The 20,384-nt window shown below is 72.6% G+C and carries 19 protein-coding genes; 11 read left to right on the top strand and 8 right to left on the bottom strand.

Annotated elements, in window-relative coordinates; genetic code table 11:
- Positions 1–71: 71 nt before the first annotated feature.
- Entirely contained in the window at positions 72–1,112 is a 1,041-nt protein-coding gene (locus QC282_RS03160; protein ID WP_279547614.1) for a LacI family DNA-binding transcriptional regulator, read from the bottom strand.
- Positions 1,109–3,535: a glycoside hydrolase family 2 protein gene (locus QC282_RS03165; protein WP_279547615.1), complete on the bottom strand. Its 2,427-nt coding sequence runs from the start codon at positions 3,533–3,535 to the stop codon at positions 1,109–1,111. Before QC282_RS03165 ends, QC282_RS03160 begins: the two co-directional genes overlap by 4 nt.
- 270 nt (positions 3,536–3,805) lie before the next feature.
- Between QC282_RS03165 and QC282_RS03170 the strand changes: the two genes are divergently transcribed.
- From QC282_RS03170 to QC282_RS03200, 7 genes are all read left to right on the top strand, one after another.
- Positions 3,806–5,125: an ABC transporter substrate-binding protein gene (locus QC282_RS03170; RefSeq protein ID WP_279547616.1), complete on the top strand. Its 1,320-nt coding sequence runs from the start codon at positions 3,806–3,808 to the stop codon at positions 5,123–5,125.
- Positions 5,126–5,204: 79 nt separating this feature from the next.
- Complete coding sequence (locus tag QC282_RS03175; protein WP_279547617.1) at positions 5,205–6,176, top strand: sugar ABC transporter permease; 972 nt, start codon at positions 5,205–5,207, stop codon at positions 6,174–6,176.
- The gene (locus QC282_RS03180) at positions 6,173–7,039 is read left to right on the top strand and encodes a carbohydrate ABC transporter permease (protein WP_279547619.1); all 867 of its coding nucleotides are present in this window, start codon (positions 6,173–6,175) and stop codon (positions 7,037–7,039) included. Before QC282_RS03175 ends, QC282_RS03180 begins: the two co-directional genes overlap by 4 nt.
- A gap of 113 nt (positions 7,040–7,152) precedes the next feature.
- Positions 7,153–7,689 carry a hypothetical protein gene (locus tag QC282_RS03185; RefSeq protein WP_279547772.1) on the top strand — a complete coding sequence of 179 codons (537 nt, stop codon included), beginning with the start codon at positions 7,153–7,155 and terminating at the stop codon, positions 7,687–7,689.
- A 361-nt stretch (positions 7,690–8,050) separates the two neighbouring features.
- Entirely contained in the window at positions 8,051–8,446 is a 396-nt protein-coding gene (locus tag QC282_RS03190; protein ID WP_279547620.1) for a luciferase family protein, read from the top strand.
- Between the two features lie 111 nt (positions 8,447–8,557).
- Positions 8,558–8,917 carry a DUF779 domain-containing protein gene (locus QC282_RS03195; RefSeq protein WP_279547621.1) on the top strand — a complete coding sequence of 120 codons (360 nt, stop codon included), beginning with the start codon at positions 8,558–8,560 and terminating at the stop codon, positions 8,915–8,917.
- 144 nt (positions 8,918–9,061) lie between these two features.
- Positions 9,062–10,258, top strand: a complete 1,197-nt coding sequence (locus QC282_RS03200) for a phosphodiester glycosidase family protein (protein ID WP_279547773.1) — start codon at positions 9,062–9,064, stop codon at positions 10,256–10,258.
- 25 nt (positions 10,259–10,283) lie between these two features.
- On the opposite strand, the gene QC282_RS03205 is transcribed toward QC282_RS03200, so the two are convergent.
- From QC282_RS03205 to QC282_RS03230, 6 genes are all read right to left on the bottom strand, one after another.
- Complete coding sequence (locus QC282_RS03205) at positions 10,284–10,478, bottom strand: hypothetical protein (RefSeq protein ID WP_279547622.1); 195 nt, start codon at positions 10,476–10,478, stop codon at positions 10,284–10,286.
- A gap of 102 nt (positions 10,479–10,580) precedes the next feature.
- Positions 10,581–11,444, bottom strand: a complete 864-nt coding sequence (locus tag QC282_RS03210; protein ID WP_279547623.1) for a phosphatidylinositol-specific phospholipase C/glycerophosphodiester phosphodiesterase family protein — start codon at positions 11,442–11,444, stop codon at positions 10,581–10,583.
- 184 nt (positions 11,445–11,628) lie between these two features.
- On the bottom strand, positions 11,629–12,720 hold the full coding sequence (locus QC282_RS03215) for an acyl-CoA/acyl-ACP dehydrogenase (protein WP_279547624.1): 1,092 nt from the start codon (positions 12,718–12,720) through the stop codon (positions 11,629–11,631).
- Positions 12,717–13,898 (bottom strand): acyl-CoA dehydrogenase family protein, encoded by a 1,182-nt coding sequence (locus QC282_RS03220; protein ID WP_279547625.1) that lies wholly within the window; start codon positions 13,896–13,898, stop codon positions 12,717–12,719. Before QC282_RS03220 ends, QC282_RS03215 begins: the two co-directional genes overlap by 4 nt.
- The gene (locus QC282_RS03225) at positions 13,895–14,860 is read right to left on the bottom strand and encodes an NADPH:quinone oxidoreductase family protein (protein WP_279547626.1); all 966 of its coding nucleotides are present in this window, start codon (positions 14,858–14,860) and stop codon (positions 13,895–13,897) included. Before QC282_RS03225 ends, QC282_RS03220 begins: the two co-directional genes overlap by 4 nt.
- 114 nt (positions 14,861–14,974) lie before the next feature.
- Positions 14,975–15,553: an XRE family transcriptional regulator gene (locus QC282_RS03230; protein WP_279547627.1), complete on the bottom strand. Its 579-nt coding sequence runs from the start codon at positions 15,551–15,553 to the stop codon at positions 14,975–14,977.
- A gap of 77 nt (positions 15,554–15,630) precedes the next feature.
- Here QC282_RS03230 and QC282_RS03235 point away from each other — a divergent pair, with 77 nt between their 5' ends.
- The 4 genes from QC282_RS03235 (at position 15,631) to QC282_RS03250 (ending at position 20,373) form a co-directional block, all read left to right on the top strand.
- Complete coding sequence (locus QC282_RS03235; protein WP_279547628.1) at positions 15,631–16,578, top strand: NAD(P)/FAD-dependent oxidoreductase; 948 nt, start codon at positions 15,631–15,633, stop codon at positions 16,576–16,578.
- A gap of 335 nt (positions 16,579–16,913) precedes the next feature.
- The gene (locus QC282_RS03240; RefSeq protein WP_279547629.1) at positions 16,914–18,452 is read left to right on the top strand and encodes an ATP-dependent DNA ligase; all 1,539 of its coding nucleotides are present in this window, start codon (positions 16,914–16,916) and stop codon (positions 18,450–18,452) included.
- Positions 18,449–18,916, top strand: coding sequence for an NUDIX domain-containing protein (locus QC282_RS03245; RefSeq protein WP_279547630.1), 468 nt, complete (start codon positions 18,449–18,451; stop codon positions 18,914–18,916). The genes QC282_RS03240 and QC282_RS03245 overlap by 4 nt, the downstream gene beginning before the upstream one ends.
- Before the next feature lie 71 nt (positions 18,917–18,987).
- Positions 18,988–20,373, top strand: a complete 1,386-nt coding sequence (locus QC282_RS03250) for an NADP-dependent succinic semialdehyde dehydrogenase (protein WP_279547631.1) — start codon at positions 18,988–18,990, stop codon at positions 20,371–20,373.
- Positions 20,374–20,384: the final 11 nt, after the last annotated feature.

Below are 20,384 nucleotides of genomic sequence, written 5' to 3' on the forward strand. Positions count from 1 at the left end.
CCGTACGCCGGGCACAGGACGAAGGGCCGCGCCCCCACCGGGGCGCGGCCCTTGCGCGTCTCGCCCGGCTCCTAGGCGCCGGGCGCGGCCGGTGCCGGCGCCGTGGACCCCCGCGGCGTCAGCGACGGCGTCGGCACCTGGTGGGAGGCGCTGTGCGTCCCGTTGATGACCTCGAACAGGACGCGTGCGACCTCGGCGCCGAACTGGTGCACGTCGTGGCTCATCGCCGACAGCGTCGGATGCGTGATCCGGCACAGCTGGGAGTCGTCCCACGCCAGCAGCGACAGGTCGTCGGGGACCGTGAAACCCATCTCGGCGGCGACGCCGGCGCCCGCGACCGCCATGATGTCGTTGTCGTAGACGATCGCGGTGGGCCGGTCGGCGGCCAGCAGCAGGGAGCGCGTGGCGCGGGCGCCCTCCTTCTCGTCGAACCCGGTCGCGATCTGCCGGGCCTCCTCCAGGCCGAGCTCCCGCGTCGTCGCGCTGAACGCGCGGGCCCGGATGGCGCTGTGGCCGAGGTCGGCGGGGCCGCCGACGCGGGCGATCCGGCGGTGGCCGAGCGCGGCGAGGTAGCGGACGGCCTCGGCGACGGCCGAGGCGTCGTCGGTCCACACCGCCGGGAAGGGCCCCGTCAGGGACGGATGCCCGACCGCGACGGCGGGCAGTCCGACGGCCCCCAGCGCGGGCACCCGGGGATCGTCCTCGCGGAAGTCCACGAGGATCGCGCCGGCGATCATCCGGCCCCGCCACCAGTCCCGGTACACGGCGATCTCCTCGTCGAGGTCGCGCACCAGCCGCAGCAGCAGCGAGCAGGAACGCTCGGCCAGGACGCTCTCGATGCCGGAGATGAAGTCCATGTAGAAGGGTTCGAGGCCGAGCAGCCGGGCGGGCCGGCACAGCGCAAGGCCGACGGTGTCGACCCGCTGGTTGGACAGGCTGCGGGCGGTGGCGCTGGGCGCCCAGCCCAGCTCCCGGGCGGCCTGGAAGATCCGCTCGCGGGTGGCCGCGGAGACGCCGGGCTTGTGGTTGAACGCCAGCGACACCGCGCCCTTGGACACCCCGGCACGGGCGGCGACGTCCTTGATGGTGACGCGTTCCGTCGAGCTGCTCACACCACGTCCACGCAGAAGAGGGCGGCCCGGACGTCCTGGGGGTCCACGGGGCCGCAGCCGGTCACTCGGAATCGGGCCCGCTCGCCGGGCAGCAGGGTCAGCGGGCCGCTGTCGCAGGCGGCGGCCGGGCCGAGCCGGTCCGCCTGCAGCAGCAGGTCTCTGACGAGGGTACGGGCGCTCACCACGACGTCGACTCTATCCCTCTGGCCGGGCACGGGTTCGAGGGCGACGTCGTAGCGCGGCGCCGGGTGGGCGAAGTCCTTGTCGGGGACCGGGAAGTGCAGGGCCCGCAGCTCTTCCCCGCCGCCGGCCCCGGCCGACCCCGACGCGTCGGCCACCAGGAACTCCTTCCCGGACCGCTCGTCGGGTGTCAGCGCTCCCGGCACCGCGAGGCGGACGACGGACCGGGCGGCGGCGGCCACGTCGAGGGTGCCTTCGAGCAGGGTGGTGCCGTCCGCCTCCAGGCGGCGCAGCGTCACCGTGGTGTGCCAGGGCTCGGCGGACTGGTTGACGGCGGCGAGGACGAGGCCGTCGGCAGTGGGCTGGAGGGTGAGGAGCCGGTCGGCGTACACCCGCTTCAGCTCGTGGTAGAGCGGCTTGGTGCGGCCGTCGCCGTCGATGGCGGCCCAGGAGGTGACGGGCCAGCAGTCGTTGAGCTGCCACACGACGGTGCCGGCGCAGACGGGCCAGTGCGAGCGCCAGTGCTCGATGCCCGCAGCGACGGCGCGGGCCTGGACGAGCTGGGTCAGGTAGTGCCAGCGGTCGAAGTCGCCGTCGGGCAGCGGGAAGTGGCGGGCGACGCCGCGGTTCAGCTTGCCGTTGCCGTCCTCGGCCTTCTGGTGGTGGAGCATGCCCGGGGAGTCGGGGGCGAGTTCCTCGCCGGGCAGGGCGCGGCGCAGGGTGGCCAGGGCGGGTGGCGCCTGCCAGCCGAACTCGGCGACGAAGCGGGGCACACTGGCCCGGTACTCGGCGTAGTCCTGCCGGTTCCACACCTCCCACGAGTGGTGGGTGCCGTGCGCCGGGTCGTTGGGGTGGTGGTCCCAGGAGCCGGACCAGGGGCTGCCGGCGGTGTACGGCCGGGTGGGGTCGAGCTCGGCGACGACGCGGGGCAGCAGGCCGAGGTAGTAGCCCTCGCCCCAGGAGTCGCCGGCCAGGGCGGGCTCCCAGTCCCAGTCGCGAAAGCCCCACAGGTTCTCGTTGTTGCCGTTCCACAGGACGAGCGAGGGGTGCGGCATCAGTCGGACAACGTTGTCCCGCGCCTCGGCCTCGACCTCGCCGCGCAGCGGCTGTTCCTCGGGGTAGGCGGAGCAGGCGAAGAGGAAGTCCTGCCAGACCATCAGGCCGAGTTCGTCGCAGGCGTCGTAGAACGCGTCGTCCTCGTAGATGCCGCCGCCCCACACCCGTACGAGGTCGATGTTGGCCTCGGCGGCCTGGGTCAGCCGGGTGCGGTAGCGCTCGGGGGTGACGCGGGACGGGAAGGCGTCGTCGGGGATCCAGTTGGCGCCGCGGGCGAAGATCCGCACGCCGTTGACGACGAGGGTGAAGCCGGTGCCGTGCTCGTCGGGCGAGCGGTCGAGTTCGACGGTGCGGAAGCCGATGCGGCGGTGCCAGGTGTCGAGCGGTCCGGTGTCGTCGCCCAGTGTGATGTCGAGGTCGTAGAGAGGCTGTTCGCCGTAGCCGCGCGGCCACCACAGGCGGACGTCGGGCAGGTCCAGGCGCAGGACCGTCTCGTCGCCGGTGAGGACGGCCTCGGCGCGCACGCCGGCCACGCGGGCCTCGGCGGTCAGGGTGCGGTCCTGCCCCTGCCGGGTGCGCTCGACGTCGAGGCGTATCTCAACGCGGCCGGTGGTGCCGTCGACGGTGACGAGGGGGCGGACCCGGGAGATGCGCGCGGTGGACCAGTGCTCCAGGCGGACGGGGCGCCAGATCCCGGCGGTGACCAGGGTGGGTCCCCAGTCCCAGCCGAAGTTGCACGCCATTTTGCGGATGTACTGCGAGGGTTCGGGATAGACGTTGGGCCGCTCCCCGGTCACGGCGCGCACGGCGGCGGCCTCGTCGTAGGCGGAGGCGAAGCGGACCTCCAGGTCGCCGTCGAGGCCGGTGACGTCGAACCGGTAGCGGCGGTGCATGTTGCGGGTGGTGCCGAGCGGCCGGCCGCCGAGGGTGAGGGAGGCGGCGGTGTCGAGCCCGTCGAAGACCAGGTCGGTGCGCTCGTGCGCGCTGTCGTGGGCGAGGCGCCGGACGTAGGTCCAGGCGCGGCGCCCCACCCACTCCACCTCCTTCTCGCCCAGGCCGGTGAACGGGTCCTCGATGACCTGGGCCGCGAGCAGGTCGGTGTGGACGCAGCCCGGTACCCGCGCCGGCAGCAGCGCGTCTCCGTGGCGCAGGCTCCAGCCCTCGGTGAGCTGGGTGACGTCCTTCATGGTGCGGCTCCAATCGCCTGACTCAGGCCGGGGTGATGGACAACGGCGGACAACGTAACCCGCTGACCAGCCCGTGTCCATAAACCGGTCTAGTCAGATGCAAGCTCCACTCATCCAGTGAAGTACCTGCCCAGGCACTGGGCTCTTGACGCATCCGGTAACGATTGGGCATCGTGCTCGAAATCCCTGCTTTACCGGTTCACCAACCGCTGACATAGTGCCGACATCCCACCCGCAGACCTGAGCCGCATTCCTGAAGGAGCTGGGCACATGGGGAAGAAGAAGACGCTCACGGGCACGCTCGTGGCCACCGCGATCCTGACCGTCGCGGGGTGCAGTGGCCAGGGCGCGGCCTCCGGCGAGACCGCGACGGCGCCCACCGAGCCCGGCGACGTCTCGGGCACGATCAAGGTCCTGACGCACCGCACCGACCTCGTCCAGAACGGGGCGATGGACGAGTACGCCGCCGAGTTCCGGAAGATCTACCCCAAGGTGAGGGTCGAGTTCGAGGCGCTCACCGACTACGAGGGCGAGGTCAAGATCCGGATGAACACCGAGGACTACGGCGACGTCCTCATGATCCCCGGTGTCGTCGCCAAGAACGACTACCCGAAGTTCTTCGCCCCGCTCGGCTCCAGCGCGGACCTCGGCGGGAAGTACCGTTTCAGCGACAAGACCGACGTCGGCGGCAAGGTCTACGGCATCGCCCAGTTCGGCACCGCCAACGGCTTCGTCTACAACAAGTCCGTCTGGAAGCGGGCCGGCATCACCGACTGGCCGGCCACGCCCGCGGAGTTCCTGGAGGATTTGCGGGCGATCAGGTCGGCCACGGACGCGGTGCCGTACTACACGAACTTCAAGGACGGCTGGCCGCTGACCGCCTGGAGCAACAACGTCGGCACCATCACCTGCGACGGCAAGGCCAACGACAGGCTCGCCGGCGCGGTCTCCCCCTGGAAGCGGGGCAGCGAACTGCACGTGATCGACTCGCTGCTGCACGACGTCGTCCAGGGCGGCCTGTCCGAGAAGGACCCGAGCACCACCAACTGGGAGTCCTCCAAGAGCCTGATCGCCCGCGGCGAGATCGCCACCATGCACCTCGGGTCCTGGGCGATCACACAGATGCGGGACGCGGCCGAGAAGGCGGGCACCGACCCGGACGACATCGGGTTCATGCCGTTCCCCATCCAGGAGCACGGCACGTTCTGCGCGACGCTCGCCACCGACTACCAGCAGGCGGTCAACGTCCACTCGGACCACAAGGCCGCCGCGCGGGCCTGGATCGACTGGTTCACGGTGAAGTCCGGCTACTCCGAGAAGGAGGGCGCGGTGCCGACGCTGAAGTCCGCGCCCATGCCGGCCACCCTCAAGGACTTCGTGGACAACGATGTCAGGTTCGTGGAGCGCTCCGAGGAGAAGACCGGTGAGGTCAACGCGATCGACAACGCGGCCGAGATCGGGCTGAACAAGCCGGACTACCGCCAGAAGCTGGTCGACATCGCACGCGGCGCGCAGAAGGGCAGTCTCGACGGCTATCTGGCGGACCTCGACAAGAGGTGGAACGAGGCCGCCGCGGCCGCCGGCTCCTGACCGCCAGCCGGCCCCGGCCGCGGCAACCGGCCGGGGCCCACCGCCCGTCGCGCACCCCGCGGACGATGAAAGGCCCGACATGACCGAGACCACCGACACGGCGCCCGCGAAGCCGCCGCGCACCGCCGCACCGCCGCCCCGGGCACAGCACAAACGCCCCGTCCGGGGCGGGAGTTCGCGATCCGGCCCGCTGCTGCGCCGCCTCACGCCCTGGCTGTACCTGGCCGTCCCGCTCGCCCTGCTGATCACGTTCACCTATGTGCCGGTGGCGAACATGATCTGGTTCAGCTTCACCGACTGGGACGGCGTCAGCCCCGACCGGAACTTCACGGGCGTCGACAACTACCGGCAGATCTTCACCCGGCCCGAGCTGTTCCGGGTGTTCCTCGTCAGCTTCTACTACCTCGCCGCGTCGGTCGCGCAGATCGCGATCGCGCTGTACTTCGCGACCGTCCTCAGCTTCGACCTGCGCTTCCGCAATCTGTTCAAGGGGATGCTGTTCTTCCCCTACCTGATCAACGGCGTCGCGATCGGGTTCGTCTTCCTGTACTTCTTCCAGGACGGCGGCACGCTCGACTCGGTGCTGTCCTGGTTCGGCACCGACCCCGACCACGCCTGGCTCGGCGACCCGGCCTCGGCCAACACCTCCCTGGCGGGCGTGTCCGTGTGGCGCTTCACGGGCCTGAACTTCGTGCTGTTCCTCGGCGCGATCCAGTCCATCCCAGGCGAGCTCTACGAGGCGGCGCAGCTGGACGGGGCCACCCGGTGGCAGCAGTTCCGGCACATCATCGCCCCGAGCATCCGGCCGGTGATCGGGCTGAGCGTCATCCTGGCGATCTCCGGGTCCCTGTCGGTCTTCGAGATCCCGTACATCATGACCGGCGGCGCGACCGGCACCTCGACCTTCGTCATCCAAACGGTGAAGCTCGCCTTCCAGTTCAACAAGACCGGCCTGGCCTCGGCCGCGGCCGTCGTGCTGCTCCTGATCATCCTGCTGATCACCTGGATCCAGCGCCGCCTCGTGCCCGACGACAAGGTGGACCTCGTATGACCTCGACCGTTGCCAAAGCCACGCCGGCTCCCGCGCGGCGCCGCCCCCGGATCGCGCCCGCCCTGACCTATCTGTCGCTGGTCCTCGCGTCGCTGGTCGTGCTGGTGCCGCTCGCCGTGGTCTTCCTGACCTCGCTGAAGACCCCGGACGAGGTCGCCGAGGGCGGTGCGCTGTCGCTGCCGGGCAACTGGCTCAACCTCGGCAACTACGCCACGGCGTTCTCCGACGGCAAGATGCTCCCGGCGTTCGCCAACACCGCGTTCATCCTGCTCTTCTCGATCACCGGGACCGTGCTCATCGGATCGATGACGGCGTACGCGGTGGACCGGTTCCGGTTCCGTGCCAAGAAGCCCGTCATGGCGCTGTTCCTGATCGCCACGCTGGTCCCCGGTGTCACCACCCAGGTCGCGACCTTCCAAGTGGTCAACAGCTTCGGCCTGTTCAACAGCCTCTGGGCGCCGATCCTGCTGTACATGGGGACGGACATCGTCTCGATCTACATCTTCCTCCAGTTCATCCGCGGCATCCCGGTCTCGCTCGACGAGGCGGCGCGGCTCGACGGAGCCAACTCCCTCACCATCTACTGGAAGATCATCCTGCCGCTGCTGAAGCCCGCGATCGCCACCGTCGTGATCATCAAGGGCATCACGGTCTACAACGACTTCTACATCCCGTTCCTGTACATGCCGTCGGAGGACCTCGGCACCATCTCCACGGCCCTGTTCCGCTTCAAGGGTCCGTTCGGGGCGCACTGGGAGCACATCTCGGCCGGCACCGTCCTCGTGATCGTGCCGACGCTGATCGTCTTCCTGTTCCTCCAGCGGTACATCTACAACGGCTTCGCCCGGGGGGCCACGAAATGAGTCAGGGAACGCAACCATTCGGCCAACCAGGGTGTCTCATGCCATAACAGCACATCAACGCCCTGGGGGACACAATGGGACGAAACAGAAGGGCGCTCGCCACGGCCGCGCTCATGAGTGCCGCGTTGGCGTTCACCACCCTCCCGGCCGGAGCCGCACCGGTCACCGCCACGCAGGCCCCGGCGTGCCCCACCGGCTGGGGCAGCGTCGCCAAGAGCGGTGCCGCCGGCACGGCAGACCCGCTCAAGGCCGTCAGGACCGGTCGGCACGCCTGCTTCGACCGGATGGTCATCGACGTCCCGGGCGCGGGCAAGGGCGTCGGCTACTGGGTGCGGTACGTCAGCCAGCTCCGCCAGGACGGGTCCGGGCGTCCCGTGGCCGTCGGCGGCGGAGCCGTCATCGAGGTCCGGGTGGCGGCGCCGGCCTACGACGAGGCGGGGCAGCCGACCTACCCCGGCCGGGTCGGCCGTCCGCTGCCGGGCGTCGACCTCACCGGGTACCGCACGTTCCGGGACACCCGGTTCGCCGGCAGCTTCGAGGGCGAGACCCAGATCGGACTCGGCGTCCGGGCCCGGCTGCCGTTCCGGGTGCTGTCGCTGACCGACCGGATCGTGGTGGACGTCGCCCACAACTGGACCGGCGCTCGCTGACCGCCGGGGGTTCAGGCGTCCCGCGACTCCACGGACCCGGCCGGTCGGGCCAGTATCACGCGCGTGCCCGTCTCGTTCTCCGAGGCGGGCACCGCGCCCCGGACGCCTCAAGGACCACGAGCACGTCCGTACCGCCGCCGACGGCGTCCGTGCGCGCCCGGTGAACCGCCGCGCCCCGGGCGCCTTCACAGGGCACCGGACCCGCGACGCGTACCTGAGGCCATCGCGGCGCCGGCCGCCCCGTGCAGTGCCCGTGCCGTCCGACCGCCACGGACCGCGCCTGCCGGTTCGCCGCCTCACGGCACGGTTACAAATCGCTCAACCTCTGGTTGCGAGGCGGTGATCGGGCGACGATGTGCACATGACTCTGGCCCAGCGCGCCTTGGAGCAACTCGAGGCCTGGCCCGACCTGACGGCGGGACCGGCCGGTTGCGGCACCGGGCGGGCGCTTCGCACCGCCCGCGCGGAGATCGTCCACTTCCATTCGGAGCGGGACGTGGATCTTCATCTCACCCAGCGGGCCATCCAGCGCTTCCACTACGACCTCCAGGGGTCGAGCGCGCTCCACCTGGTGCCCGGGTCGCGGTGGGTGACGGTCCACCTCGACTGCGAGACGGACGTGGCCCTGCTGATGAGTCTGGTGAGCATCGCCCTGAAGGCCCACCAGACCTGGCCGAGCCCGGACGACGGGCCCGCGCCCGGCCGGTGCAACTTCCACCGCGTCACGGTGCTTCCCCGCGACAGCGTGGGCGGCTGACGTCCCGCCGTCCGGCTGCAACCTCCTCGCAACCTCTGCCGTGGTGTGCTGCCCGGTGCCGGTCCGACGACGGGCCGGTCATCCGGACGCGGCTTCCCTGGGACGGTTGGCATGTACGAGGAGACCCCGCGCGTCGAGCTCACGCCCGCCGCGGCCGAACTGCTGCGCACGCTGCGCGCGACACACGGCCCGCTGATGTTCCATCAGTCCGGCGGCTGCTGCGACGGCAGCGCCCCCATGTGCTATCCGGCGGGTGAGTTCCGCACGGGCGACTCCGACGTGCTCCTCGCGGAGCTGGACGTGGAAGACGTCGAGGAGAGCGTGCCGTTCTGGATGTCGCGGAGCCAGTACGCCGTCTGGAGCCACACCCGCCTGATCGTGGACGTCGTCGAGGGCCGGGGCAGCGGCTTCTCCCTGGAGGCGCCCGAAGGCGTACGTTTCCTCATCCGTTCGCGCCTGATCGAGGAGTAGTCCCCCGGACGGTCGTCGCCGTCTGGTGCACTCCCCTTGCGTGCTGGGACATTTGACGCGACCTCAGGGGGTGCTGTGACGCGTCGGCGTGGGCGGTCCGGGACAGGCGGAAGACGAGCAAGGGGCGGAAGCTGCGGATCGGTCCTGGCGGTTCTCGCGGCGCTCGGCGCACTGGTCGGCACGGGCCTGGCGGGTGCCGCACCGGCCGGCGCCGCACCGGGCGGGACCGCCGTATCCGCCGGTGTCGGATACGAGGAGTTCGACATCCCGGCGTCCCACGGCACGACGCACGCGCACGTGCTGCGCGTCGACCTGGACGATCCGCGCGTCCGGGTCGGCCTGCTGCACCCGGGCGCGGTCGCCTCGCGTGCGCCCGTCTCCGTCATGGCGGACGCCCGGGGCGCCGTCGGCGGTGTCAACGGCGACTTCTTCAACATCTCCGAGACGCAGCACCCGGGTGTCGAGGCGACCGGCGCGAGCGTGGGGCCGGTGATCGCGAGCGGGCGCGCGTGGAAGGCGGCGGTGCCGAACGGGCAGCGGTTCGGTCCGGCGCTGCCGCCCGGCACCACCACGGAGGACGTGATCGGCGTGGGCGTGGACGGCAGGGCCCGCCTGGACCGGCTGGCGCTCGACGGGTCGGTGCACACCCGCGAAGGGCGGCTGCCCCTCGAGGGCCTCAACCAGTACGCCCTGCCGGAGGGTTCGGTCGGCGCGTTCACCGCCGAGTGGGGCAGCGCGTCCCGGGTGCGCGCCACCTGCGGCACGGACACGGACCGGGCGGCGCCGTGCAGCACCGACACGTACGAGGTGACCGTCCGGGACGGCCGGGTCGTGTCGGCCGCCGGCACCCCGGGCAGCGGTCCCGTCGCGCCCGGGACCACCGTGCTCGTCGGACGGGAGGCGGGCGCGCGGCAGTTGCGCGAGCTGTCCGCCGGGGAACCGGTCACGGTGCGGCACCGGCTGGTGGCGGCCGCGTCCCGGGTTCCGTACCGCTTCGCGCTCGGCGGCTGTCCGGTGCTGGTGGGCGGGCAGCCGCTCGCGGGGCTCGACGCCCGGACGTCGGCGGTGCGCACCGCCGTCGGCATCGCGGACGGCGGGCGGCACCTGCTGCTGCTCGCGGTGGACGGGGCGCCCGCGTACCGCAGCGGCCTGACCGTCGCCGAAGTCGCCGACACCATGCGGCGCCTGGGCGCGGACGACGCGTTCAGCCTGGACGGCGGTGGCTCGACCACGCTGGTCGCCCGGGAGCCGGGCGCGGCCGGCGTCTCGGTGCGCAACCATCCGAGCGGCGGCGCGGAACGCCCGGTCCCCAACGGCATCGGGGTCTTCTCGGCGCCCTGACGTCAGCGCCCGTCCGGGGCGGGCTTCACGGTCTCAGGCTGCTGACGATGTCGGCGGTGGCCGTGAGGCCCTCGTGGATGGTGGGGGCGATGCTCGTGCTGGCCAGGTAGAAGCCGAGCAGCAGGCACACCAACGCGTGGGAGAGCTTCAGTCCCCCGCTGCGCAGGAAGATCACCGCCAGGATCAGCAGCAACAGCACCACAGAGATGGACACGGCCATCGCGAACCTTTTCCGCCACGTCCGCTTCGCGGCGTTCGGCCGTAAGTGTGGCGTAGCGGAGGGTTCGTCCGTGCGGCTGACCTGTCCTCCGAACGTGTGGTGTTACGCCCGGTCGTGTGCGTCGAGGAACGCTTCCAGGCCCTCAAGGTCGTCGGTGTTGAGGTGGTCGACGTCCGCGGCGACGAGTTCCGTCCACAGCGCGTCCCGTTCGGGGCCGGGCGTGTCGGGGGTCGCCCAGAACCGCACCCGCTGCCCGCGGGCGTGTGCCGCCTGGACGATGCCGTGCAGCTTCTGCCGTTCGACGGCCGGGAAGGCACCGGTGCCCCGCCAGGTGAAGTGGTTGGTCCAGTTGTCGCTGATGAGCGGGATGAACGAGGCGGGCGCGGAACCGCCGAGGTCGGCGAGCCGGCCGTCGTAGAAGGCGCGGCGCGAGGTCTGGGCCGCCATGGGGACGCGGGCGGCGCGGTCGCCGGAGATCACGGCGGTGACCGGGCCGGGGAACACCCGGCCGTGGGCGTAGGTCGTGAACAGGTGCTTGTAGCGGGCGAGGTGCCGGTCGAGTTCGAGGTAGGTCGACGCGCCCTCGGTCTTGATGTCGATGAGCAGTTGGAGCGGCTCGCGGTGGCCGCGGTACACGGACCCGTGGTGGGCGCGGACGCGGGCGGCGAGCGGGTCGAGGTAGAGGGACTCCAGCGTGCGGGCCGGGTCGAGGTCCTCGGGGTCGTGCGCGACGAGGAGTTGGCCGCCGACGAGGTAGATGTCGGCCTCGACGCTGGTGAAGCGGTGGTCGAGGGCGTCGAGGAGGGGGCGCGGGTGCTCGTAGTCGTTGTGGGCGTGGGCGCGCCGCAACGGGCGCGGGCCGTGCCGGTTGTCGCCCGCGACCGCGCGGGTCGCGGGCAGGGCGACCGCGCCCGTGAGGGCGGCGCCGAGGGTGGTGAGAGCTCTGCGACGGGTGGTGAGGGCCATGCGCTGCCTCCTGGTCGTGCCGTACGGAACCTCTGCGAGTATGAGGTTCGGCGGTGACCAAGCAGCAGTACCGGGACGGGAGTTGGCCCGACGTCCGCCGGGCGTTCACTTCGCCGGAGCAGGGCGCACGGGAAAGCCCGCCCCAGGTGGGGCGGGCTTTCCCCGGCCGTCGGCCAGGTGTACGTCAGGGAGCTGGGAGGTCGGCCAGTTCCGCCAGTGCCTCGCGGTGGGCGCCGGGTGTGCCGTGGGCGATCGAGTCGGCCTTGGCACGCTTCAGGTAGAGGTGGGCCGGATGCTCCCACGTCATGCCGATGCCGCCGTGCAGTTGCACCGCCTCCTCGGCGGCGCGGACGGCGACCGGTGCCGCGTAGGCCTGCGCGACGGCGACCGCGACCTCGGTGTCCTCGCCGGTGGACAGCGCGTCGGCGGCGCCCCGGGCGGCGGCCCGCAGGCTGACGACCTCCAGCCAGAGCTGGGCGAGCCGGTGCTTGAGCGCCTGGAAGCCGCCGACGGGCCGGTTGAACTGCTTGCGTTCCTTCAGATAGCGCACCGTCTCGGTCAGCGCCCAGTCGGCGACGCCGAGTTGCTCGGAGGCGAGCAGCCCGGCCCCGGCGCGCAGGGCCCGGCGCACGGCGGGTCCGGCGTCGCCGAGCCGGCGGCCCGGGGCGCCGTCGAGCGTGACGGTGGCGACGGGGCGGGTCAGGTCCAGGGACGCCTGCGGCGTGACGGTGACGGCGTCGGACTCCACCGCGTACAGGCCGCCGTCGTCGGCGGGCACCAGCAGTACGTCCGCGACGGCCGCGTCCGCGATGCCGGTCAACTCGCCGTGCAGCGTGCCGTTCTCCACCCGTGCGGTCCCGAAGGCGCCGCCCGGGGCGACGTGCAGGCCGACGGCGAGGGCGCCGATGCGCCGCCCGGACGCGAGCTCGCCGAGCAGGTCGGCGGCGTCGGTCGCCAGCAGCGCCTCGGTGGCGACGACGGCGCTCGTGAGGTAGGGCACGGGGGCGACGGCGCGGCCCAGTTCCTCCAGGACGACGGCGGCCTCGCGGTGGGTCGCGCCCTGACCGCCCAGGTCCTCGGGCACCAGCAGTCCGGCGAGGCCCATGCCGTCGGTGAGGGACTTCCACAGCGCGAGGTCGTGCGGGGCGTCCGACTCGATGCGCGCGATGACGCCGGCCGGGTCGCAGTGGTCGGTGAGCAGGTCGCGGACGGCGGCGCGGAGGGCCTCTTCCTCCTCCGAGTACAGCAGGTCGGGCTGTGTGCTCGTGGTGCTCATCGGGCGAGGTCCTTCCAGGCGACGTCCTTGTCGGTGCGCGGCTCGCCGGGCAGGCCGAGGACGCGCTCGGCGACGATGTTCAGCAGGATCTCGCTGGTCCCGCCCTCGATGCTGTTGCCCTTGGCGCGCAGGTAGCGGTAGCCGGCGTCGCGACCGGTGAAGTCGACCAGCTCGGGGCGGCGCATGGTCCAGTCGTCGTACAACAGGCCCTCCTCGCCGCGCAGTTCGACCTCCAGGCCGCTGATCTCCTGGTTGAGGCGGGCGAAGGCGAGCTTCATGCCGGCGCCCTCGGGGCCGGGCTGGCCCACGGCGAGCTGCTGGCGCAGGCGTTCGCCGGTGAGGCGGACGACCTCGGCGTCGACCCACAGCTTCAGCAGCCGCTGGTGCAGGTCGTGGGTGCGCAGCGCGGGGCGCTCCCGCCAGGTCTTCGCGACCGGGCCGACCATGCCGCCCTCGCGGGGCAGCCGCATGCCGCCGATGGCGACGCGTTCGTTGTTCAGCGTGGTCTGCGCGACCCGCCAGCCGTCGCCGACCTCGCCGAGGCGGCGGGAGTCGGGGATGCGGACGTCGGTGAGGAAGACCTCGTTGAACTCGGCCTCACCGGTGATCTGGCGCAGCGGCCGGACCTCGACGCCGGGGTCGGTCATGTCGCACACGAAGTAGGTGATGCCCCGGTGCTTGGGCACGTCCGGGTCGGTGCGGGCGATGAGGATGGCCCAGCGGGCGTTGTGCGCGCTGGACGTCCACACCTTCTGCCCGTTGACCACCCAGGTGTCGCCCTCGCGGACGGCGCGGGTGCCGAGCGCGGCGAGGTCGGACCCGGCGCCTGGCTCGCTGAACAGCTGGCACCACACCTCCTCGCCGGTCCACAGGGGCCGCAGGAAGGTGCGCTTCTGCTCCTCGGTGCCGTAGCGCAGGACGGTCGGCGCGGCCATGCCGAGCCCGATGCCGTTGCGGCGCGGGTCGTTGTCGGGGGCACCCGCGGCCTCCAGCTCGGCGTCCACGACGGCCTGCAGGGACCGGTCGGCGCCGAGTCCGCCGAGGCCCTCCGGGAAGTGCACCCAGGCCAGTCCGGCGTCGAAGCGGGCCCGCAGGAAGTCGAGGCGGTCGGTCCGCGCGGGCGGGTGCGCGGCCAGGAACTCCCGGGTGCGGCGGCGCAGTTCCGCGGCGTCGGTCATGCTGCCTCCTCCGTGACGACGGCGATCCGGCCGGTGGTGAGGCCGTCGGCGACCTTCTGCACGGCGGCCGCGGCGCCGTCCAGTCCCACCCGCTCGCTGACCAGCGGCTTGATCGCGCCCCGCGCGGCCAGCTCGGTGAGCTGCTCGTGGCAGTGCTGGACCAGCTTCGGGTTTTTGGTGTTGTACAGGCCCCAGTGCAGGCCCATGATCGAGTAGTTCTTCACCAGGGCGTGGTTGAGCGCGGGGCTCGGGATGGTGCCGCTCGCGAAGCCGACGACGACGATCCGGCCCTCGAAGGCGGCGAGTTTGGCGGACTGGGCGTAGGCCTCGCCGCCGACGGGGTCGTAGATCACGTCCGCGCCCCGGCCGCCGGTGGCCTCCTTGACGGCGGCGACGACGTCCTCGCCGCGCCGGTCGACGACCACGTCGCAGCCCAGTTCGCGGGCCACGGCCGCCTTGTCGGCGCCGCCGACGACCCCGACGACCGTCGCGCCGGCCGCCTTGCCGAGCTGCACGGCGGCGCTGCCGACCCCTCCGGCGGCGGCGTGGACCAGCAGCGTCTCGCCGGCCTCCAGACCGGCCCGGCGGTGCAGTCCGAACCAGCCCGTCTGGTAGCCGATGTGCAGGGCCGCGGCCTCGGCGTCGTCCAGGGCGTCCGGCGCGGGCAGCAGGGCGGCGGCGTCCGCGACGGCGTACTCGGCGAAGCCGCCGTGCGGCAGCACGGGGTTGGCGATCACCCGGCGCCCGTCCTCGGTCTCGCCGCAGATCTCCACGCCGGGCGTGAACGGCAGCGGGGGCCTGACCTGGTAGTGGCCCCGGCACATCAGCGCGTCCGGGAAGTTGATGTTGGCGGCGCGCACCCTGAGCAGGACCTGGCCGTCGCCCGGTGTCGGCGGCGCCACGTCCGTCAGGCGCATCACCTCGCCCGGCTCGCCGTTCTCGTGCACTTGCCATGCCTGCATGCGGGGCCTCCACGTCGACTGCGTCGTCCGACCGGTCCACCGCATACTAAGCGGTCGCTTGCCGATCAGGGAACAGTCGGGCGCGTCACGGCCCCGGCGGGGCAGCGCCACGGGTCACGACCGCTTGGGCCTCGCCCGTACGTGCATCCGCTCGCCCTGCGGGCCGAAGAGGCTGAGGAACTCCACCGGCCCCTCCCCCGTCGACCCGAACCAGTGCGGCACGCGCGTGTCGAACTCGGCGGCCTCCCCGGCCGTGAGCACCACGTCGTGCTCGCCGAGCACCAGCCGGAGCTTCCCCGACAGGACGTACATCCACTCGTAGCCCTCGTGGGTGCGGGGGTCCGGTTCGGCGCGGCGTGCCGGTTCGAGCACCTTGTACGCCTGGAGTCCGCCGGGCTGGCGGGTCAGCGGCCAGTGGGTGCGGCCGTGCCGCACGATGGGCTCGGACCGCACGCGCGGATCGCCGACCGGCGGGGCGCCGACCAGTTCGTCCAGCGGCACCTGGTGGGCCTGCGCGATCGGCAGCAGCAGTTCGAGGCTGGGCTTGCGCAGCCCGGACTCCAGCCGCGAGAGCGTGCTCACCGAGATGCCGGTCGCCTCGGACAGCCCGGCGAGCGTGGCGCCGCGCTCCTTGCGGACGCGGCGCAGCCGGGGTCCGACGCCCGCGAGGACCTCTTCCGTTTCGTCAGTCATCCGGCCATTGCAGTTTCAGCAAACGCATTTGTCAATCTGCCCGTCGTGGGCGAACGTCGGAGGCGGAGGTGGTCACCATGACCGAGAAGCTGGACGTGTACGACCTGTACGACGCGGTCGTCGTCGGGGGCGGCGCGGCGGGGCTGTCCGCCGCGCTGGTGCTGGGCCGGGCCCGGATGCGGGCGCTGGTCGTCGACGCGGGCGAGCCGCGGAACGCGCCCTCGGCGCACATGCAGGGGTATCTGTCGCGGGACGGCATGTCGCCCGCCGAGTTCCTCGCCGTCGGCCGGGAGGAGATCTCCCGGTACGGGGTGGAGCTCGTCCGGGACCGGGCCGTGGAGGTCACCGGCGGCGAGCACTTCGCCGTGTCGCTCGCCTCGGGCCGGACGGTGCGCGCCCGGCGGCTGGTGGTGAGCACCGGTCTGAAGGACGAACTGCCCGCGGTCCCCGGCGTCGCCGAGCGGTTCGGCCGGGACGTGCTGCACTGCCCGTTCTGCCACGGCTGGGAAGTGCGCGACGAGGCGTTCGGCGTGCTGGCCACGAGCGTGGCGAGCGTGCACCAGGCGCTGATCGTGTCCCAGTGGTCGAAGGACGTGACGTTCTTCCTGCACACGGTCGCCGAGGAGGAGCTGTCCGACCAGGACCTGCGCCGCCTCGCCGCGGCCGGGGTGAAGGTCGTGCCGGGCGACGTCGGGGGTCTGGTGGTCGAGGACGACCGGCTCACCGGGGTGCGGCTCGCGGACGGCACGACGCACGCCCGCTCCGTGGTGTTCGTCGCGCCGCGGGCCGTGCCGCAGACCGGGCTCCTGGAGCAGCTGGGCGCGGAGCTGCACGAGACCCCGTTCGGCGCGTACCCGGTGGTCGACCAGACCGGCCTGACCACGGTGCCCGGGGTGTGGGCGGCCGGCAACGCGATCGGCTTCGCCGAACAGGTCGTCCACGCGGCGAGCGGCGGCTACCGCGCGGCTACCGCGATCGTCGGCGACCTGGTCATGTCGCGCCTGAACGAGGCCGTGGGCGACTGAGGCCTGCCGGTTCCCCGCCGCCCGGCCCGCCGGGCGGGTACCCGGTCGGCGACGTACGTCGGACCCCTTGGCTCGGGCCGGCCACCGGGCAACCGGCCGGGAAGCCGCGCGATCCGCCGGCCGGTGCCCGGCGGCATCCGGCGGGCCGCCGGTGGAGCCGGGTGTCGTCGTCAGGGGTCGTTCGTCAGCCGGCCTTCGCGCACTCCGAGGGCGCACAGCCCTGCGTGAGGACCCACAGGTTTTACGGCCCGACCGGCGCGCTCGGTAGCACCTGCGGGGCGTGCGGCCGGTGCCGTCCGGGTGTGGCCCCGCCCGCCTCGGTGCACCATGACTGCATGCTGCTGACCCGGCTGGCCGACGTGTCCAGGGAAGTCGCCGCCACCTCGGCGCGGTCCCGGAAGATCGCGCTGCTCGCGGAGCTGTTCCGGGAGGCGGAACCCGACGACGTGCCGATCGTCATCCCGTATCTGGCGGGACGGCTGCCGCAGGGGCGGATCGGCGTCGGCTGGAAGGTGCTGGGCCGGCACGTGGACCCGGCGGCCGAGCCGACACTGACGGTGCGCGAGGTGGACGCCCGGCTCACCCGGCTCGGGGCGGTGTCCGGCGCCGGTTCGCAGGCGCAGCGGGCCCTGCTGGTGGGCGAGCTGATGGGCGCCGCCACCGAGGGCGAACAGCGGTTCCTGCTCGGACTGCTGACCGGCGAGGTGCGCCAGGGCGCCCTGGACGCCGTCGCCGTCGAAGGGCTGGCGCAGGCGACCGGGGCGCCGCCGCCGGACGTGCGGCGGGCGGTGATGCTGGCGGGCTCGCTGCAGACGGTGGCCGAGGCGCTGCTCGCGGACGGCCCCGCGGCCCTGGATCGGTTCCGGCTCACGGTCGGCCGCCCGGTGCTGCCGATGCTGGCGCACTCCGCGTCCTCGGTGGCCGAGGCCGTCGGCAAGCTGGGCGCCTGCGCGGTGGAGGAGAAACTCGACGGCATCCGCGTCCAGGTGCACCGGGACGGCGCCACCGTACGGATCCACACCCGCACCCTGGACGACATCACGGACCGCCTGCCCGAGGTGAGCGCCGCGGCTCTGGAGCTGCGGGGCGAGCGGTTCATCCTGGACGGCGAGGTCATCTCCTTCGACGCGGACGGCAGGCCCCGCTCGTTCCAGGAGACCGCCGGACGCGTCGGCTCGCGGGTGGACGTCGCCACGGCGGCCCGCCAGGTGCCCGTCTCCCCCGTCTTCTTCGACGCGCTGTCCGTCGACGGCCGCGACCTGCTCGACCTGCCGCTGACCGAACGGCACGCCGAGCTGGCGCGGCTGGTGCCGGAGCCGATGCGGGTGCGCCGCAGGCTGGTCTCCGGGCCCGAGGACGTCCGGGCGGCCGAGGAGTTCCTCGCCGAGACGCTCGAGCGCGGCCACGAGGGCGTGGTCGCCAAGGGCCTGGACGCCGCCTACAGCGCGGGCCGGCGCGGCGCGTCCTGGCTGAAGGTGAAGCCCGTGCACACCCTCGACCTGGTGGTGCTGGCCGCCGAGTGGGGCCACGGCCGCCGCACCGGCAAGCTGTCCAACCTGCACCTGGGCGCCCGCACCGCCGACGGCGGCTTCGCCATGCTCGGCAAGACCTTCAAGGGCATGACCGACGCGATGCTGGCCTGGCAGACCGAGCGGCTGCCGCAGCTGGCCGTCGAGGAGCACGGCTGGGGCGTGACCGTGCGCCCCGAACTCGTCGTCGAGATCGCCTACGACGGCCTCCAGCGCTCCACCCGCTACCCGGCCGGCGTCACCCTCCGCTTCGCCCGCGTCGTCCGCTACCGCGAGGACAAGCGCCCCGAAGAGGCCGACACGGTGGAGACGCTGCTGGCGATGCACCCCGAGGTGCGGCCGTGACGGGCGCCCGCAGTGCCGGGCTGCTGTTGTTCCGGCACACCCCCGAGGGCCTGGAAGTCCTGCTCGGCCACATGGGCGGCCCGTTCTTCGCCCGCAGGGACACCGGGGCGTGGACGGTCCCGAAGGGCGAGTACGACCCGGCCGAGCCCGCTCGGGACGCGGCCCGGCGTGAATTCCAGGAGGAGCTGGGGCTGCCACCGCCCGACGGGGAGACGATCGCGCTGGGCGAGGTCCGCCAGCGCGGCGGCAAGACCGTCACCGTCTGGGCGGTCGAGGCCGACCTGGACCCGGCGACGGTGGTCCCCGGCACCTTCACGATGGAGTGGCCGCCGCGGTCGGGGCGCATGCGGGAGTTCCCCGAGCTGGACCGGGTGGCGTGGTTCGGCCTGGAGCGGGCGCGCGAGGTGATCGTCACGGCGCAGGCCGCGTTTCTCGACCGGCTCGCGGAGCACTCGCCCTTGTAGCCGCACCGCGTTGCGGGCACCACCGCCGCGCGCGAAGGTCGGAACACGGTTCGCTCCCAGGGAGGTCGGTCATGCCCATCGCAACGGTGAATCCGGCGAACGGCGAGACGCTCAGGACGTACGAGGCCATGGGCGAGGAGGAGATTGAGCGCAGGCTCCGGCTGGCCGAGGCCACCTTCCGCACGTATCGCACCACCGGCTTCGACGAACGCGCCCGGCTCCTGCGGCAGGCCGCCGACCTCCTGGAGAAGGACCAGCAGGATCTCGGCCGGCTGATCACCACCGAGATGGGCAAGCCGGTCAAGCAGGCCCGCGCCGAGGTCGCGAAGTGCGCCAAGGCCATGCGCTGGTACGCCGACCACGCCGCCGGCCTGCTCGCCGACGAGGAGCCCGCCGACGCCGACGTGCGCGACTCGGGCGCCTCCCGGGTCCGGGTGCGCTACCGGCCGCTGGGCCCGGTGCTCGCGGTGATGCCGTGGAACTTCCCGCTCTGGCAGGTGATCCGGTTCGCGGCGCCGGCGCTGATGGCGGGCAACGTGGGCCTGCTCAAGCACGCCTCCAACGTCCCGCAGACGGCCCTGTACCTGGAGGACCTGTTCCACCGGGCGGGCTTCCCCGAAGGCTGTTTCCAGACGCTGCTGATCGGCTCGGCGGCGGTCGACGACATCCTGCGCGACGAGCGCGTGAAGGCGGCCACCCTCACGGGCAGCGAGCCCGCGGGCCGCGCGGTCGCCTCCACCGCCGGGGAGATGATCAAGAAGACGGTGCTGGAGCTGGGCGGCAGCGACCCGTTCGTCGTGATGCCGTCCGCCGACCTCGACCGGGCCGCCGAGGTCGCGGTGAACGCGCGCGTGCAGAACACCGGGCAGTCGTGCATCGCCGCCAAGCGGTTCATCGTGCACGCCGACGTCTACGACGCCTTCGCCGAGCGGTTCGTCGCGGGCATGAGGGCCCTGAAGGTCGGCGACCCGCTGGACGAGGACACCGAGGTCGGTCCGCTCTCCAGCGAACAGGGCCGCGACGACGTCGAGGAGCTGGTCGACGACGCGGTGCGGGCCGGCGCCGAGGTGCTGTGCGGCGGCGAACGCCCCGACGGGCCGGGCTGGTACTACCCGCCGACCGTCCTCGCCGGCATCAACCGCGAGATGCGCATCCACCGCGAGGAGGCCTTCGGACCGGTCGCCACGCTGTACCGCGCCGCCGACCTGGACGAGGCCGTCCTGATCGCCAACGACACGCCGTTCGGGCTGAGTTCCAACGTCTGGACCCGGGACGACGCCGACGTGGACCGGTTCGTCCGCGACCTGGAGGCCGGCAGCGTGTACGTCAACGGGATGACGGCGTCCCACCCGGCGTTCCCGTTCGGCGGGGTGAAGCGGTCCGGGTACGGGCGTGAGCTGTCCGGACACGGAATCCGGGAGTTCTGCAACATCACCACCGTATGGCACGGAGCGTGAGCGTTCCGCAG

The organism is Streptomyces sp. DH24, assembly GCF_029813775.1.
Lineage (GTDB): Bacteria > Actinomycetota > Actinomycetes > Streptomycetales > Streptomycetaceae > Streptomyces.